The following is a 15851-nucleotide window of genomic DNA, read 5'->3' on the forward strand; positions in this document are numbered from 1 at the left end:
GAACCGCTGTCTTCCGGCGTACTCGCCGAGCTTTCGCCGGCTACGTTCGGCAATCTATGCTTTGTCCTCCCGCGGCGCTCCGTGCCTGGGCTGCCATAGCTCCACTTGGGCCAGCGCTTCGTCGTCGCCGAGCCAGCCTGCCTGCCGCGGGAGCGAGGCTCCCGAGCGTCTCGCGAGATGAAACCTGGCACGGTAGAGGCTAGCTTCCGAAAAGTCAGCGTCCGACAGGTCGGCGTGCGAAAAATCCGCTTCCCGGAGCTGCGTGCCCACGAACCACGCCCCGGGCGCGAGCGCATATCCGAAATATGCCTCTTCGAGAACGGCGCCCGAGAGGTTCGCTCCGGCGAGCTCCGCTTTCTCGAACACCGCCTGCGAGAAGTGACCGTTGACGAGGCGCGCCCGCGTCAGCCTCGCTTGACCGAAGAAGCACTGCGGCCCATGCGCGCGTTCGAACGTCGCCTCGCTCAGGTCAGCGGCCATGAAGTTGCACTGCGTGCAGTCTGCGCCCGCAAAGCTCGCGCCTGCAAGGTCGCTCTTCATGAACTGGGTCCTGAACAGCTTTGAGCCCGCGAAGCTCTTTGGCCCGAGCTTGGCCTCGATCAGCGTGGTCAGCGAGAGATTCGCGGCCGTGAGATCCGCCGTGCGGAGGTCGGCCTGGTACAGCGTCGCCTTCTCGAGGTTTGCTCCAGCGAAACTCGCCCGGTCAGCGTCGACATCGAGGAAGTTCGTTCGGTCGAGGTTCGCGCCGGCGAACGACGCGCCCTTGAGCGAGGTCTTCACCCAGCCCGCGAGCGGCGCCTCTGTCGTCGCGAACGACGCGCCGGCCGCGGCGCACTCCGTGAAGCTCGTCGCGACGAGCCTCGCCCGGTCGAGGCACGCGCCGTCGAGCGTCGAGCGTATGAAGGTGGCGAGATGCAGATCGGCGCCGCGCAGGTCACTGCCGGCGAGATCGCAGCCGATAAAGACGGACTCGTTGAGGAGCGCCGCCCCGAGCGAGCTCGGGAACCGCACGTCCTCGAACAGCGCGCCCGAGAGGTCCATGCCGGCGAGCTCGAGGTGCGATAGGGCCTCGCCGCGCACCGGCTCTCCGTGGCGGATCTTGTCGACGAGCTCCTCCCGATTCATGAGCTGCTCCGCGGCGGCAAATCCGCCTTCGGCAGCACGCGTACGTGACCGAGCTCCGCCTCCGCGAACGTGGTCCGTGCGTCGCCCACGACACGGGAGAGGTCGGCGCGAAACAGATTCGCCCCGGTGAAGTTCGCGCCGGCAAGGCGGGCCTTGGAGGCAAGCGCGTCCATCATGTTGGCGCCAGGAAGTGACGCGTTCGTGAGGTTTGTCCGGATGAGCAGTCCGCCGTTCAACGCCGCGCGCTGGAGGCTCGCGCCCGACGCGTCGCACTCGGACAGGTCGGCGCCCCGGAGATTGGCCCGGTCGAAGCGGGCGCCCTGCAGCGCCGTTCCCCGCAGGTTCGCCTTCTCCATGTCGGCGTCCCGGAAATCGGCCGTGCGGAAGGCCGAGCCGTGCACCACGACACCCTGGCGGAAGTGCGCATCGTGGAATGACGCATCTTCACCCTTGCAGGTGACGAACGTTGCCTTCAACAGCATCGCGCGTGAGAAATCCGCGCCGTCAAGGGCGCACTCGATGAGGGTCGCCTCCGACAGATCTGCCCCCACGAAGCTCGCACCGCGCAGATCCGCTCTCAGCAGGTTGCACTGGCTCATCTTGGCGCCCGACAGATCGACCGCGCTGACCACCACCTCCGCCCAGTCGGCGCCGGTGAGGTCCGCTCCTGCGAAGCGCGCTCCGGCGAGCTCGGCGCGGCTCAGCGTGACGTCCGTCAGATCGGCGCCGTCGAGGACCGCGTCGTGCAGCATGGCGCTGCCGAGGTTAGCGCCGGAGAGCCGGGCCCCGCGCAGGTTGGCGCCGCGCAGGTTCGCCCGGGCGAGTACGGCGCCCGCAAGGTTGGCGCCGGAAAGATCGCAGCCGGACAGGTCAGCCGCCTCCAGAAAGGCGCCGGATAGATCGACGCCGGACATGAACATTCCCCCGAGGTTCGCCCCGGTGAAGTCGCGGTTCGCGAGGCTCTCGTTCGACTCTTTCGCGAGCGCGATCACGATGCGCGCTCGCTCCGAAGCGTCGGGATGCATCGCCGCCGCTGCCGGCTGAAGGTGCGCGAAGCTCCTGTACATGGCGCGCAGCCGCTCCTCCTGTTCCTCCGTCGCGGCACGGTACCGCGGGTCAGCCAGCGCCTGCTCGAGCTCCTCCAGCACATGCCCGCTGTCGCGCGCCTCATCGGCCATCGACCGCAGCGCCTCCAGGTGGGCGGCCGCCGAGAACGCGGGAGGGCCGCCGGCCGACCTCTCCGCCTCTGCCATGAGCGCGTCGTAGTCTTGCCCCATCTCGGCGTAGCGCTTCCGGAGCTCGTCGAGCGCCTCCGCTCGCTTCGTTTCGAGGCTCTCGAGCTCCAGCGCCCCTCGCTGTTCCTGTCGCTCCATGAACGCGGCGAGCGCGTCGAGGTCGTCGAGCGGCGGCGGCTCCTCCACGGGTGGCAGCTCTGCAGCGCCGTGGTCGTTCGGGTCGATGCCCTCGGCCGCGAGGCGCGCCCGCACCTCGGCGAACTGCCGCTCCTGGCCGCGGCGGGCGTTCTTCAAGGCCAGGCTATCCCCTTTCAGCCATCGGCCCACGTCCATGTCACCGAGCCCGATGTTGGCCGCGACGCCTGACCCGCGCGGAGGCATCAGATCGCCGTCGGAGATGCTTGCAAGCGCGCCTTTGTCCTTGTCGAGCCGGCGCGCGAGGACGCTCTGGTAGTGCTCGACCGGGCGGCGCGACGCCGGATCCTCGCACGCGCACACGAGGTGAATGATGTCCGCCGCGTCGTCCTCGTCTACCCGGAGCGTGCCGTGAAAGATGACGACACCGAGCCCGGCGGAGGGAAACAGCCACACGGTGTCGCATCGCAAGGGGATCTCGACGAAGCGCTCGCCGTCCTTCGTCCTCTGCGTGACGAAGCTCCGCGCCACGAGCCCGGGAAGCCGGCCGTCGATGCGCGGCTCGCTCGGGTGCATGTTCTCGACGGACAGCTCCTCGTCTCCGCGAAAGAAGCCGTCAACCCATTGATCCTCGGGGGCCACGTTGAAGAACGTCGGGTCCGCATCGGGCGGCAAGCCGGGGAAGTGCTGCTCTAACCAGTCGTTGCCGTAGGTGCCGGCTCGTTTCCTGCGCTGCGCGAACGTGATGTCCATCGGCAGAAAACCCGCCGGCTCATGCCGCTCCGACGGCGCGCGCATCATGGCCCCGTGCCCATAATGTTCGATGTTCGGCAGCGGTCGAACGGTACGCCCGGCCACCTCGACGGGCTCGGCGCCCTTGCCGTACGGGTTCCTGTCGTACTTCGGGCCGCCGAACGCGTGCGCCCAGTCGACGGGCAGCTCCGCGATCGGTTCAGGCGGGGTCGGCGTGCCGCCCTGCCAGGTGCGATCGCCGACGATCGCGAGGCGCTTGTCGACGGGACCGAGCCGCGCGCGCACGTACGACGCGGCGATCGGCTTGCCCTCGGGTGCGAAGAAGCTGCCGCACACGAGCAGCTCGCCGCGCGCCTTCGCAATGCCCTCGTCCACGACCCCCTGCGCGCCGAGCTGAGCGGAGATCGCCGCCCAGAACGTGAGCTCGTCGAGCAGCGCTCGCGGCGTCGCCAGCGGAAACGCGAGCATGGCGCCGAGGTGAAAAAAAGGCCTCCGCCCCGCTTCGAGCACGCGGTGGAGCACCGGCAGCTTCATGGGTTTGATGATCTTCATGGCGAGTCATCGCTCGTTGCGCGCCTCGGAGCGGCGTTGAGCAGGGAGCTTTCGACCCTCATATCTTTTTTAGCCCGAACGTGCCGATCGATACGGCCGCCTGCTTCGTGGTGAACGCGGAGACGTTATGGCCGGCCCCGGTCTTCCTGCTCGCGATGCCGACATGGTCGAGCTTGATGCCAGCGTAGTCTGCTTTCATTCCTATCCTGGATGTCGCGAAGGCCGTGGCCTCGAGCTTCACCAGGTTGATCGCCTTATTGAGGGCCGTGTTGTCCCACTTCTGGAGGCCGAGCGACTCCTTGAAGAAGAACGTCTCGATGAGCAGGTTGGTGTGCTTGTACACCTTGATGGGCGCCTCGATCTTCACCTCCTGCGCCTCGAGCGTGATCTTGGTCGGGCTCTTCACATGGATTGTCCCTTCCGTGCTGTTGACCGTGATGTTGCCCTTCACGACGTGTGACCACGCGCCTTTGATGTCCGCCGTCCACCCCTCCTTGACATCGGTCTTCCACGAGCCGTAGTCGTCGTGGTTCTGCGCGCTGACCTTGTGCACCCAGCCGCCCGTCACCTCCTGCTTGCCGCCGGGCTCGATGGTCTGGGTGAAGCCGCCGTGAATATCTTGCTCCATTCCGCCCGCCTGGACCGTGTCCTTGCGCCCCGAGTGGACCGTGACGTTCTGGCAGGTGTTGTAGAACTCGTTCGAGTCCCCATCCACGTTGAGCGTGTGAATGCCGACGTAATGGATGGTCGCGTTGTCGCTGACGTCGAGGTAGTACTTCCCGCCGACGTTCTGCCACCATTCTCCGCACACGTTGAACCCCGCGTTACCGTCCGTGTAGACGTAAAACATGCAGTCGACGGCCTGGATCGTGGGGTTCGCGTCCGGCGTCAGCGGCGGCACGACGAAGGCCTGACGGGTGGGGCCGCCCATGTGGAGGTTCGTGCCGCCGACCGGGGTGAACAGGTCGATGTGCTGCTTGCCCTCGAGGTCCTCGACGACCATGTGGTTGCTGCCGCCCGTGCGCAGCACGTTCTGCGTCAGGTTGCGGCTCGTGACCGTGCTCGGCCGGTGAGCGTTCGGCACCACGCCGGCGATGACCGGGCGGTCCGGGTCCCCGCCCTGGAACGACACCATGATCTCCGTCCCCTTGCGCAGCGGGAAGTGCCAGCCCTCGATCGTGCCGCCGTGCGGCTGCATCATGCGCAGGTAGGTCGACGTGGAGCCGTCGGGCAGGTCGCTCGCGTCGAAGCTGAACCGGACCAGATAGCGGCCCTGGTCGTCGATCTGCGCATACTGGCTGTCGCTCGGGCCGTCGACGACGCCGTTCTCGAAGCCGTAGATGCGCGGCCACGGCGTCGACTGGGCCGCCCTGAACTGCACGTCGGCCGGGATCGCGACGACCTCGACGCGGTACGTCTCGTTCACCTCCATCCCCGTGAAGCGCGTTATATCGAGCGAGCCGCCCGTGAGCGCGGCCGCGTGCCGCACCTCGACGGCGAGGTAGCGGACGGGCATGTCCGAAGGGCCGTCCTCCAGCTGGAAGACGTAGCCGGCCCGCAGCCCCGTGGCGTTGCCGGTCGCGTGCAGGGTGAGCTCGCGGCACGCGATCGACTCCGCCTTGACCTGGGCCAGCCGTGTCGCCTCGTCCTGCGTGAAGACGCGGTAGCCGTACTCGCGGACCTCGCCGCGACCGGTCCTGGACACGGCGTGCTCCCCCGACACGGGCGCCGCCGGGTTCGCGTAGTTGTAATCGTTGATGCGCACCGCGGCCGGCAGCGAGCTGAGGTCGATGTGCAGCTCGCGGAAGCACTCGCCCGCCGTCACGTCGTCGCCCGATGTCGGGTGATAACGAACCCGGCCGTCCCCGCTCAGCGGCTCGTGCTGATCCTTGCTGTCGATGATGACCATCACCTCGGCGCTCTCATCGCCGACCGGGTGCTCGAAGTGGTAATAGAGCCCCTCGCGCTCGAGCCAGCGATGGGTGAAGTCGAGGTGGCTCTCCCGGTACTGGCAGACGAACTCCTCCTCCGGATAGCGCTCCGTGTCGACGCTGAAGCGGAAGTCGCTCGCCGAGAGGCCGCCGTGGGTGAGCGTCTTCGTCAGGAAGGCGTCGATCTTGCTCTTCGTGTGGACGAAGCTGCGCACCGAGTGGCGCTGGAGCCAGAGTCTGGGCACGAGCGAGCCCTGGTAGAGCGCGCGGTCGGCCAGCTCGCGTATCAGCCGGAGGCGCACGAACACGCCGTGCCAGCACATCGGCGGCAGGTCGCCCCCGCGCTGGAGCGTGAGCGTCGCCGGCGCGGTGACCGCGGCGCGGACGTCGGTGCCCGCCGGCACGGTGAACAGGACGTCGAACTCGAACGGACGGCACAGCGCCTCGGTGCCCTTGAGGCCGATGGCCCGGGCGGTCGGCAAGGCTGCGCAATGCATGGCAAGAACGTCCGCGCTCATGGATTCCCCCGCGAAATTGTGGTTCACCCGCGAGCCCGCTCCGTTCAGCGGCCGCGCGCGGACGATGTCACGACAGCCGACGCTACAACGGCAGCGCGCCCCGCGGCCAAGATCGCGGCTGCCCCCCGCACGACGCCGTCGCGCCGCGCGTCTCGATCGATGAGGGCCGGTGTCGAGCGGACGTGGCTTCTCCCCGGCTGTTACCCGCCGTTACCCGCCGTTACCCGCCGTCCTTCTTCTTCAGCTCGCCCTTGAACCGCCACTCCACCGCCGCCTTCACCGCGAGCGTGATCACCGACACGCCGGCGAGCAGGCTGGCGACCGCGAACGCGGGCACGACCCGGACCATGTTCGCGTAGTAGACGCGCTCCACGTGGAGCGGCAGCGTCACCTGATCGGAAGAGCCTGCCGAGACCACGTAGACAGCGCCGAACTCCCCCATCGCCCGGGCGGTGCACAGGATCACCCCGTAAAGGAGCCCCCAGCGGATGTTGGGCAGCGTCACACGCCAGAAGATCTGCCACCCGTTCGCGCCGAGCACGCGGGCGACCTGCTCCTCCTCCGTTCCCTGGGCCTGCATCAGCGGGATGAGCTCGCGCGCGACGAACGGGAAGGTGATGAACACCGTCGCCAGCACGATGCCAGGCAAGGCGAAGATGATCCTCGTCGAGACGTCGAGGCTCGTGAACCCGAGGCTCACTTCGTAAGTCCTGTTGACGAAGGCGCCGAAGAGCCCGCTCGCCCCGAACAGCAGGACGAAGCAGAGGCCGGCGACCACGGGCGAGATCGAGAAAGGCAGGTCGATCAGCGTGACGAGCAGGCTCTTGCCGCGGAATTCGAACTTGGTGACCGCCCACGCCGCCGCGAGGCCGAAGAGCGTGTTGAGCGGCACCGCGATGGCCGTGGTGAGGAGCGTGAGCTCCACGGCGCGGAAGGTCGCGCGGTCGAAGACCGCCTGTCCATAGGCGCGCAGCCCCTCGCTGAAGGCGTGCCAGAACACCACCCCGAGCGGGAGCACGAGGAACACGCCGACGAGCAGCACGCAGAGGCCGATCAGCGCCCGGCGCGCGCCCCGCCCCCCCGCGGCGTCCGCCCTGCCGGCGCGGGGGCGCGCGGGCATCAACGTGCGCCTCGGGTCGACGGGCCGCGGGTCGTCATGGGGCTGTATCTCGCGCCTCGGGTCGACGGGCCGCGGGTCGTCATGGGGCTGTATCTCGCGCCTTGGGTCGATGGGCCGCGGGTCGTCATGGCGCGGTCAGCCGGCAGCGCCGTCCGAGCGGGCGCGCGCGGCGGCGCGCTGGAGCAGGTTGATCAAGAGCAGGAGCGCGAACGACGCCCCGAGCAGCAGGACCGCGACGGCGGTGGCGTCGGCGTAGGTGCCTGTCTCGTTCACCTCGATCATCTTGATGATCACCTGGGACGCGATCTCGGTGTCGGGGCGGTTGCCCGAGATGAAGATCACCGACCCGTACTCGCCGAGGCCGCGCGCGAGCGCCAGCGCGAACCCCGTCAGGAGCGCCGGCGCGAGCTCGGGCAGCACGACGGCGCGGAAGATCCGCAGGCGGCTCGCGCCGAGCGTCGCCGCGGCCTCCTCGACGTCCCGGCTCAGGTCCTCGATCACCGGCTGCACCGTGCGCACCACGAACGGCAGCCCCACGAACGCCATCGCGACGACCACCCCGAGCGGCGCCAGCGAGATCCTGTCGTACACCGTCCACTCGATCGGCCATTCGCGCCATTCGCGCCACCCCCCGTGCTCGAACCCTCGCCACGAGGGCCACGGATACCGGAATCCCACGCTGGAGAGCGCCCCGCCGAGCAAACCGGTGTCGGCGTAGAGCGTGGAGAGCGCGATGCCCGCCACGGCCGTGGGGAGCGCGAAGGGCAGGTCGATCACCGCGTCGAGCACGCGGGCGAACGGGAAGGTGTACCGGCCGAGCACCCACGCGATGAGCAGCCCGACGACGACGTTGAGGAGCGCGGCCACGAGCGAGGCGCCCAGCGTGAAGCGGACCGCCGAGGCGACCCAGCTGCTCGTGACGATCCGATAAAACCGCTCCCACCCGAGCTCCGCCGTCTTGAGGAACAGCGCGGAGAGCGGCAAGAGGACCACGAGGCTCAGGTAGAGCACCGCGACCCCCAGGGAGAGCGAGAGCCCGGGGAGCACGCGCGCGCGGCGCGACATCACTTCTTCCGCATCTTGTCGAGCTCGGCCCCCTGGCCGAAATGGACGCTCATCACCGTCGGCCAGTCGGTGAAATGGTCCTTGAACCGGAACAGCGTCAGCGGCTTGAGACGCTCGGCGTGCTTCTTCGCGATCGCCTCGCTGTACGGGCGGTTGTAGCGCTTCGCGATGAGCTCCTGCCCCTCGTCGGAGAAGTGGAACTTCACGTACGCCTCGGCGATCTCCTTGACCCCGTGCCGCTCGGCGACCTTGTCGACGACCGCGAGGGGGACCTCGATCGTGATCGAGTCCGAGGGCAGGACGACCTCGAACTGGTCCGCGGTGGCCGGGTCGGCGGCGATCTGGAGGATCTCGTTCTCCCAGCCGAAGAGGACGTCGCCCGTGCGCTGCAGGATGAAGCGGGTCGACGAGCCGCGCATGGCCGGGTCGAGGATGGCGTCGTCGTAGACCTTCGCCGTGAACTCGCGCGCCGCGGCCTCGGCCTCCGCGTCCGTCCGGCCCTCGGCCTTCGCCTTGCGCGCGGCGTGCGCCCACGTCGAGAGGTAGATCCACCGCGCCCCGCCGCCGGTCTTCGGATCCGGGCACAGCGACACGACCTCGGGCCGCGCGAGGTCCTCCCAGGTCTTCACCTGCTTCGGGTTGCCCTTGCGGACCATGAAGATCACGGCCGACGTGTACGGGACCGAGCCGTTCGGCAGGCGCTCGCGCCAGGCGGCGGGGAGCAGGCCCGCCTTGGCGATCGTGTCGATGTCGAAGTCGACCGAGAGCGCCGCGACGTCGGTCTCCTTGCCGGCCGCGATGTCGCGCGCCTGCTTGCCCGACGGGCCGTGGTCCGTCTCCACGTCCACGTCCTTGCCGGTCGTCTGCTTGTACCACCGCTCGAACGCCGGATTGAGCTCCTGGTAGAGCTCGCGCGTGGGGTCGTAGGAAGCGACCGAGAGCTTCGCGACCTGGGCCGGCGCGCTCGCGCTCCCCTCGGGCGCGGCCGTCGTCGTCTTCTTCTCCTCGCACCCGGTGGCGGCCAGGAGCAGCGCGCCGCAGGCCAGCGCGAGCGCGGAACGGAGCGCGGTCGTCTTCATCGTCTCATCTCCGGGTGGAAAGGCGGCCACTCTACCGCCGGACAAGGCCCTTGTCGCGAGTCGCTCACCGGCGTCCCCGTCTCGCCGGACGTGTTGCTGCCCCAGCACCACAGGCCGACGTGTCGTCGGGCTCGCAGATCGAGGTGGCTGGCATCGGGCTCGCAGGCCGACGTGTCGTCGGGTTCGCAGTCCGACGTGGCGTCGAGCCGGTAGATCGGGACCTGCTCCGGGCGCCGACATGCAGTACCCTGTGCTCCGCGCCGGCTCGACGCGGCGCGCCTGGCATGCGCCACGCCGAGAGCACCTCCCTGACATGCAGCGCATGAGCGACGGCCGGGATCCCAGCACCGCGGCCCCCTTCGACTGGAACCGCGCCGCGTCTGCGCCCCCGCCCGCGGCGGCGGAGCGCCCGCCGCCCCTCGGGCGCCTGCTCGCCGAGGGGTGGGCTGCCGTTCGCGCCGAGGACGAGGCGTGGCTGCCGCTCGGCGGGGCGGCCCGGCCGGTCGAGGTGCTCGACGAGACGCTGCGCGACGGCATCCAGGGCGTCTCCACGGTGAACCCGTCGCCCGCGCAGAGGGTCGAGCTGATCCACGCCATGGCGGGCATCGGCGTCGACGCCGTGAACCTCGGCCTCCCGGCGGCCGGCCCGCGCCAGTTCGAGGACGCGTGCCTGCTGGCCCGGGAGATCGTCGCGTCGAGGCTCCCGCTCGCCCTGACCGCCGCCGCGCGCACGATCGCCGCCGACGTCGAGGAGGTCGCGCGCGTGGCCGAGCGCACGGGGGCGCCGATCGTGGTCTACACGTTCATCGGCAGCTCGCCGATCCGGCATTTCGTCGAGGGGTGGGGGCCTGATTTCCTGGTCCGCAGCGTCGAGGACGCCGCGCGCGCCGCCGCCGCGGCCGGCTTGCCCTTCTGCCTCGTCGCCGAGGACGCGACCCGCTCGCCGCCCGCCATGCTCCGCACGCTCTTCCGCGCCGCCGTGGACGCCGGCGCCGCGCGCATCTGCCTCTGCGACACGACCGGCCACGTCACCCCGCCGGGCGTCGCGTCGCTCATCGCGTTCGCCCGGCGCGAGCTCGCCGCGCTGGGCGCGCCCCGGCTCGAGCTCGACTGGCACGGCCACAACGACCGCGGCCTCGGCCTCGCGGCCGCGCTCTGGGCCGTCGCCTGCGGCGTCGAGCGGGTCCACGCCACGGCGCTCGGCGTCGGCGAGCGGGTGGGCAACAGCTGCCTGGAGCTGCTCATCGACAACCTCGGCCGCCTCGGCTCGCGCGCCGCGGTGCCGCGCGAGCGCCTCGCCGCGTACTGCGCGGTCGCCTCGCGCGCCCTCTCCTGGCCGATCCCGCCGGACCACCCGATCGCCGGGGCGCTCACGCGGGCTTGACGTTGCCGCCGCCGACCCGCGCCAGGGCGGCGCGGACGATCGGCGCGGCGGGCGCGAGCGCGTCCGCGAGCTCGCCCACGCGCCCCGCCGCGCGCTCGGCCCGCGCCCACGCCGACGAGAACCCGAGCGTGCCAGGCGGGTGGGCCTCCGCGAGGGCGATCGCCTGCCGCAGATCGTCGCCCACCGCGGCGATGGCGTGGAGATCTGCCACGCTGGCCCCGCGGGCGCGCGCCGCGGCGTAGAGCGCCCGCACGATGCCCAGCAGGTCGCGGGCGGCCTCCAGCGGGAACGGGTCGCGGCGGATCGAGAGCACGGCGGCCGCAGATCACGGATCCCGGGCCGGGGCGTCAAGCAGGGCGCTGGCGGTGCGCTGTGGCTCGAAAATTGCAGCGTCATTCAAGGAAAGTTGCCGAAAGTTCCAGAAAGAAACCGACAGAGAACAGAGAGGTCGAGATGAGCAGCCGCATGCATGAGCTCGCGAAGACGGACGTGCCCGGGGGCGAGGAAGAGGTCCCGCTGCCGCCGAACCCGGGCGATCCGGGCCCGGAGCAGCCCGAGCCGCCGTCGCCTGACCCCACGCAGGACCCTCGCATCCCGCAGCAGGGAGATTTCCCGCGCGGGGTTTGAGCCGGGTCGGCCTCCGCTGCCCGGCAGGTCGCGCGGAGGGCACCACGGCCACCCTCGCTACAGCGGTCCATTCTGGACTGCTCGTTCCAGAATGACCGGTCCAGAACGAGCCGCAGGCGCGAGCACAGCTCGGCGCGCGCATCCGCGCCAGCCCGGGCCGCGCGACCGACGGCGGCTCCTCGGCTCGCTGGCGCGCTGGCCGTCAGAACCGCAGCTCGCGCGCGCTCACCTCGTGCTTCACGCGCGTCGTGCCGGCGACATCGACGATGCCGAGGGAGATCGCGTGCTCCGTCTCTCCCCAGGTGATCTCCACGAAGCCGTAGTTGTTCTCCGCGACGGGCGAGCCCACCCGGTTGGCGTTCACCTCGATCTCCGGCCAGGTCTCGGTGATGCCGCTGGAGGTGAGGTCGTAGAGGGGATAGCCGCCGTCGGTCTCGAGCCTGGAGAGCTCGCCCCAGTGGACGTCGCCGCTGATGAAGAGGGTCGCCTCCGCGCCCGTATCCCTGATCAGGTCGATCATCCTCTGGCGCTCATGGGGCATGTTGGTCCATGACTCATAGCCGTTGTATTCATGGCCGAGCTGCGTGCTCGTCCCGATGATGCGCACGTCCGCGGGCTTCTTCAGCTCGCCCTCGAGCCAGGCCCACTGGGCTTCTCCGAGCATGGTTCGGGACTCGTCCGTGGTCGGCTGGTAATCGTGCTTGTATTTCGCAGGATCGCTGTTCGCGTCGAGCGGGTCGCGGAACCAGCGGGTGTCGAGGAGGATGATCTGGAGGGTGCCGCCGGGCTCCTCGTGGAGGTACGAGGCGTAGATCCCGTCCCGGGCGCGCCGCGGCGAGCCCGCGGGCTCCTTCCAGAAGTCGAGGAAGAGGCCCTTCGTGGCGGCCTTCTGCGGGAACTCCTTGCCGGCGTCGTTCGCCCCGTAGTCGTGGTCGTCCCAGGTGGCGATGACGGGGACGGCCGCGAGCAGGCCCTGGAACTCCGGGGACGCCGCGAGCTTGTCGTATTTCGCCTGCAGCACGGCGATGTCGTCGGAGTCGCCGTAGATGTTGTCGCCCAGGAACACGAAGAGGTCGGGGGCGCTCGCCCTCGCGAGCTCGAGGACGGGCTTCTCCTTGTCCTGGTGCATGCAGGAGCCGAAGGCGACGCGGGTCTTCAGCGCTCGCGGGCCGCTCCCGCCCGCCCCTCCGCCGCCTCCCACCCCTCCGCCGCCCCCCAGGCTACCGGTGGAGCCGCCGCCGTCGGCGTCGCTGCACGCGAGGGCGGGGAGGAGGGGCAAGAGGCACAAGGTGAGACCGAAGATCGTGGGGATATCTTGCATGGCGACGGAGCCAACACACAGACACATCGAGAGCTTAACACCGACGGACCCTCTCGACGAGGTGACCCGCGCGAGGCAAGAGGAACAAGGTGAACCTGGAGACGCGGCCCTGGCCGCCCCGACCGCGCCATGGCGTCCGTGCCGTTGGAGCACAAGGTGGTATCAGGATTTCACGTAGCCTCTGCGCAGCAGAGCTTCGGAGGAGGACCGGTGCATGAACGAGCTGCCGACCTGTATTCATGAGCTCGCCGACCTGACGGACTCCGTGCTTCAGCGAGCTGAGCCGTCGCACGACACGCTGGTCGTGCTGTTCCGGGCCGCCCTGGAGGAGCAGAAGGCGGCGCTGGAGCGGTTGGTGCCGGCGACGCGCGACGACGACTTCGCGATGGAGGCGATCAAGAACGACCTCAGCGTCGTCTACCATGCTCACGAGGTCGCCCAGACCAACATCCGCGCCTGGGTCCGTCACCTGGGGTGGTCAGGCGATCCGGGGCTCCCGATCGCGCTCGAGGCGGCGGAGCGCTCGGCGCAGATGAAGCGCAGGCTGGAGCGGGTCGCCGCGCTGCTGGAGGAGCGGTTCAGCCACGACAAGCTGAAGTACGTGATCCCGTCCTTTTACGACACCGTCATGCGATAGGAGGTGGTGCGATGGCCTGGCAGGACGAACGGGTCGACAGCAACGTGTATACGCAGGGTGAGGTGGATCGGTGGGTGTACAGCACCTGCAACATCTGCTCCGTCGGCTGCGGCTGTTACGCGGCGGTCAAGGACGGCCGGATCGTCGGGATCAAGGGCAACGCGAAGCACCCGACCAACCGCGGCAGGCTGGGTCCCAAGGGCGAGAACCAGTGGTACGCCAACAGCAGCCCCGACCGGCTGCGCTCGCCGCTCATCCGGAGAGCGGACGGCGAGCTCCACCCGGCGACCTGGGACGAGGCGATGACGCTCCTCGTGGACAGGGCGAAGCGAGCGCTGGCGGAGCGCGGCCGCAACAGCGTCGCCATCTACTCGACCGGGCAGGCCTTCCTGGAAGACTACTACACGATCGCCAAGATCGGCCGCGCGGGGCTGCAGACCCACCTGCTCGACGCCAACACGCGCCTGTGCACGGCGACGACGGAGTTCTGCCTGCTCCAGTCGTTCGGCGCCGACGGCTCGCCGGCGTCCTTCGACGACGTGGACGAGACCGACACGATCATGCTCTTCGGCCACAACCTGGCCGAGACAGGCACTGTCCTGTTCGAGCGGATCATCGAGCGGAAGAGGCGGACCGGCAAGCCCTACCTCATCGTCGTCGATCCGCGGCGGACCCTGACGGCGGAGGCGGCTGACCTCCACCTCCAGCTGTACCCCGGCACCAACGTGGCCCTCCTGAACGGCATCCTGCGCCATGTGCTCGACAGCGGCGTCACGGACCAGCGCTTCATCAAGGACCACACGGTAGGTTACGAGAAGATGGCGGCCGCGCTGGAGCCGTGGACGCTCGAGCATGCCTCCCGGGTCACCGGCGTCCCGGAGGAGACGCTCCGGCACGCCGCGGAGCGGCTCGGCACGACGATGAGCCTGGTGACGACGACGCTGCAGGGCACCTACCAGAGCGCCGACGCCACGACGGCGTGCGTCGCGATCAACAACCTGCACCTGGTCCGGGGGCTGATCGGCAAGCCCGGTTGCGGCCCGCTCCACATGGCAGGGCAGCCCAGCTCCTCGGCGAACCGCACCGCGGGCGGCGTCGGCACGTACCCCGCGCAGCGCAACTCGAACAACCCGAAGCACCTCCAGGAGATGGCGAGGCTGTGGAAGGTCGATGAGCACTCGCTGCCTGCCGGGCCAGAGAAGGGCATCGAGGAGATCCTCGAGATGATGGAGCAGGGCAAGATCGGCCTGTTCTGGAACATCGGGACCAACCCCATGGTGTCGCTCCCGAACCGGGCGCGGGCCCGCAAGGCGCTCGAGAGCACCTTCGTCGTCGTCCAGGACCCGTTCCTGACCGAGACGTCCGTCGTCGCCGACATCGTGCTCCCGGCCGCGCTCTGGGCAGAGAAGGAAGGGACGATGGAGAACGCGGACCGGACGATCAACCTGCTGCGCAAGGCGGTCGAGCCGCCCGAGGGCGCGCGGTCCGATCTCGAGATCCTGCTCGATTTCGCGGCGCGGATGGACTTCCGCGACAAGGAGGGCCATCCGCTCATCAGCTACCGGACGCCGGAGGAGTGCTTCGAGGAGTGGAAGGAGATCTCGCGGGGGCGCCCGTGCGACATGACCGGCATCACCTACGAGAAGCTGGAGAAGCACAACGGGCTCCGCTGGCCCGTGAACGAGGAGGCGCCGCTCGGGACGCCGCGGCTCTACGCGGATCACACGTTCCCGACCTTCGCCGAGGTGACGCAGAGCTACACCAAGGACCAGCTCACCGGCCGGGCGCTGACGCAGCAGGAGCACGAGGCGATCGGCGCCGAGGGGCGGGCCATCCTCCATCCCACCCGCTACCTGCCGCCCGTGGAGCAGCCCGACGAGAGATACCCGATGTGGCTGACGACGGGCCGGCTGATCTGGCACTGGCACACTCGCACGAAGACCGCGCGCTCGCCGCACCTGCAGGTCGCCGCGCCGCACGCGTACGTGGAGATCCACGAGGACGACGCGGCCGAGCTCGGCATCCAGCCGGGCGACATCCTGCGGGTCACGTCGCCGCGGGGCTGGCTCGAAGCGCCGGCCCGGCCGGGCAAGGTCGTCCAGAGAGGGCTCGTGTTCGTGCCCTTTCACTACGGCAGCTGGGAGCGCCACGAGGCCGCCAACGACCTGACGGCCGATTTCACCGATCCGCTGTCCAAGCAGCCGACCTTCAAGCAGGCGGCCTGCCGGGTCGAGAAGACCGGGCGGAGCATCGGAAAAGGCACCGTCGGCAGCTTGCCTCCGGCGGCCGCCGGCGTCGTCGCCTCCGCGCACAACGCGCCGCTCCCGCCCGACATGCCCCGTTGAGGGCGGTCATCGTCAGCGCGCCGC

The 15851-nt window shown here is 69.6% G+C and carries 12 protein-coding genes; 4 read left to right on the plus strand and 8 right to left on the minus strand.

The genetic code is table 11. The annotated features are described in order from the left end of the window. Positions 1 to 54: 54 nt before the first annotated feature. The 6 genes from WME85_RS50120 to WME85_RS50145 form a co-directional block, all read right to left on the minus strand. Positions 55 to 1125: a pentapeptide repeat-containing protein gene (locus tag WME85_RS50120; RefSeq protein ID WP_437832527.1), complete on the minus strand. Its 1071-nt coding sequence runs from the start codon at positions 1123 to 1125 to the stop codon at positions 55 to 57. Next, entirely contained in the window at positions 1122 to 3800 is a 2679-nt protein-coding gene (locus WME85_RS50125) for a DUF2169 domain-containing protein (protein ID WP_437832530.1), read from the minus strand. Before WME85_RS50125 ends, WME85_RS50120 begins: the two co-directional genes overlap by 4 nt. Positions 3801 to 3858: 58 nt before the next feature. Beyond that, positions 3859 to 6228 (minus strand): type VI secretion system Vgr family protein, encoded by a 2370-nt coding sequence (locus WME85_RS50130; RefSeq protein ID WP_437832533.1) that lies wholly within the window; start codon positions 6226 to 6228, stop codon positions 3859 to 3861. Between the two features lie 241 nt (positions 6229 to 6469). After that, a complete protein-coding gene (cysW, locus tag WME85_RS50135) occupies positions 6470 to 7369 on the minus strand; it encodes a sulfate ABC transporter permease subunit CysW (protein ID WP_437832536.1) in 900 nt (299 codons plus the stop codon). A gap of 135 nt (positions 7370 to 7504) precedes the next feature. Further along, positions 7505 to 8434 carry an ABC transporter permease gene (locus tag WME85_RS50140; RefSeq protein ID WP_437832538.1) on the minus strand — a complete coding sequence of 310 codons (930 nt, stop codon included), beginning with the start codon at positions 8432 to 8434 and terminating at the stop codon, positions 7505 to 7507. Further along, a complete protein-coding gene (locus WME85_RS50145) occupies positions 8434 to 9513 on the minus strand; it encodes a sulfate ABC transporter substrate-binding protein (protein ID WP_437832541.1) in 1080 nt (359 codons plus the stop codon). Before WME85_RS50145 ends, WME85_RS50140 begins: the two co-directional genes overlap by 1 nt. A 313-nt stretch (positions 9514 to 9826) precedes the next feature. Between WME85_RS50145 and WME85_RS50150 the strand changes: the two genes are divergently transcribed. Beyond that, positions 9827 to 10897, plus strand: a complete 1071-nt coding sequence (locus WME85_RS50150; RefSeq protein WP_437832544.1) for a 2-isopropylmalate synthase — start codon at positions 9827 to 9829, stop codon at positions 10895 to 10897. On the opposite strand, the gene WME85_RS50155 is transcribed toward WME85_RS50150, so the two are convergent. Next, a complete protein-coding gene (locus WME85_RS50155) occupies positions 10884 to 11210 on the minus strand; it encodes a hypothetical protein (protein WP_437832547.1) in 327 nt (108 codons plus the stop codon). The genes WME85_RS50150 and WME85_RS50155 overlap by 14 nt on opposite strands. 152 nt (positions 11211 to 11362) lie before the next feature. Between WME85_RS50155 and WME85_RS50160 the strand changes: the two genes are divergently transcribed. Beyond that, positions 11363 to 11524 (plus strand): hypothetical protein, encoded by a 162-nt coding sequence (locus WME85_RS50160; protein WP_437622111.1) that lies wholly within the window; start codon positions 11363 to 11365, stop codon positions 11522 to 11524. A gap of 202 nt (positions 11525 to 11726) precedes the next feature. Here the strand turns inward: WME85_RS50160 and WME85_RS50165 are convergent, their stop codons facing one another. Further along, complete coding sequence (locus WME85_RS50165) at positions 11727 to 12845, minus strand: alkaline phosphatase D family protein (protein ID WP_437832550.1); 1119 nt, start codon at positions 12843 to 12845, stop codon at positions 11727 to 11729. Positions 12846 to 13059: 214 nt separating this feature from the next. Between WME85_RS50165 and WME85_RS50170 the strand changes: the two genes are divergently transcribed. Further along, positions 13060 to 13482, plus strand: coding sequence for a hypothetical protein (locus WME85_RS50170; RefSeq protein WP_437832553.1), 423 nt, complete (start codon positions 13060 to 13062; stop codon positions 13480 to 13482). An 11-nt stretch (positions 13483 to 13493) separates the two neighbouring features. Further along, positions 13494 to 15827 (plus strand): molybdopterin oxidoreductase family protein, encoded by a 2334-nt coding sequence (locus WME85_RS50175; RefSeq protein ID WP_437832556.1) that lies wholly within the window; start codon positions 13494 to 13496, stop codon positions 15825 to 15827. The last annotated feature ends 24 nt before the right edge of the window (positions 15828 to 15851 follow it).

Source organism: Sorangium sp. So ce1153 (assembly GCF_051521595.1).
GTDB lineage: Bacteria > Myxococcota_A > Polyangia > Polyangiales > Polyangiaceae > Sorangium.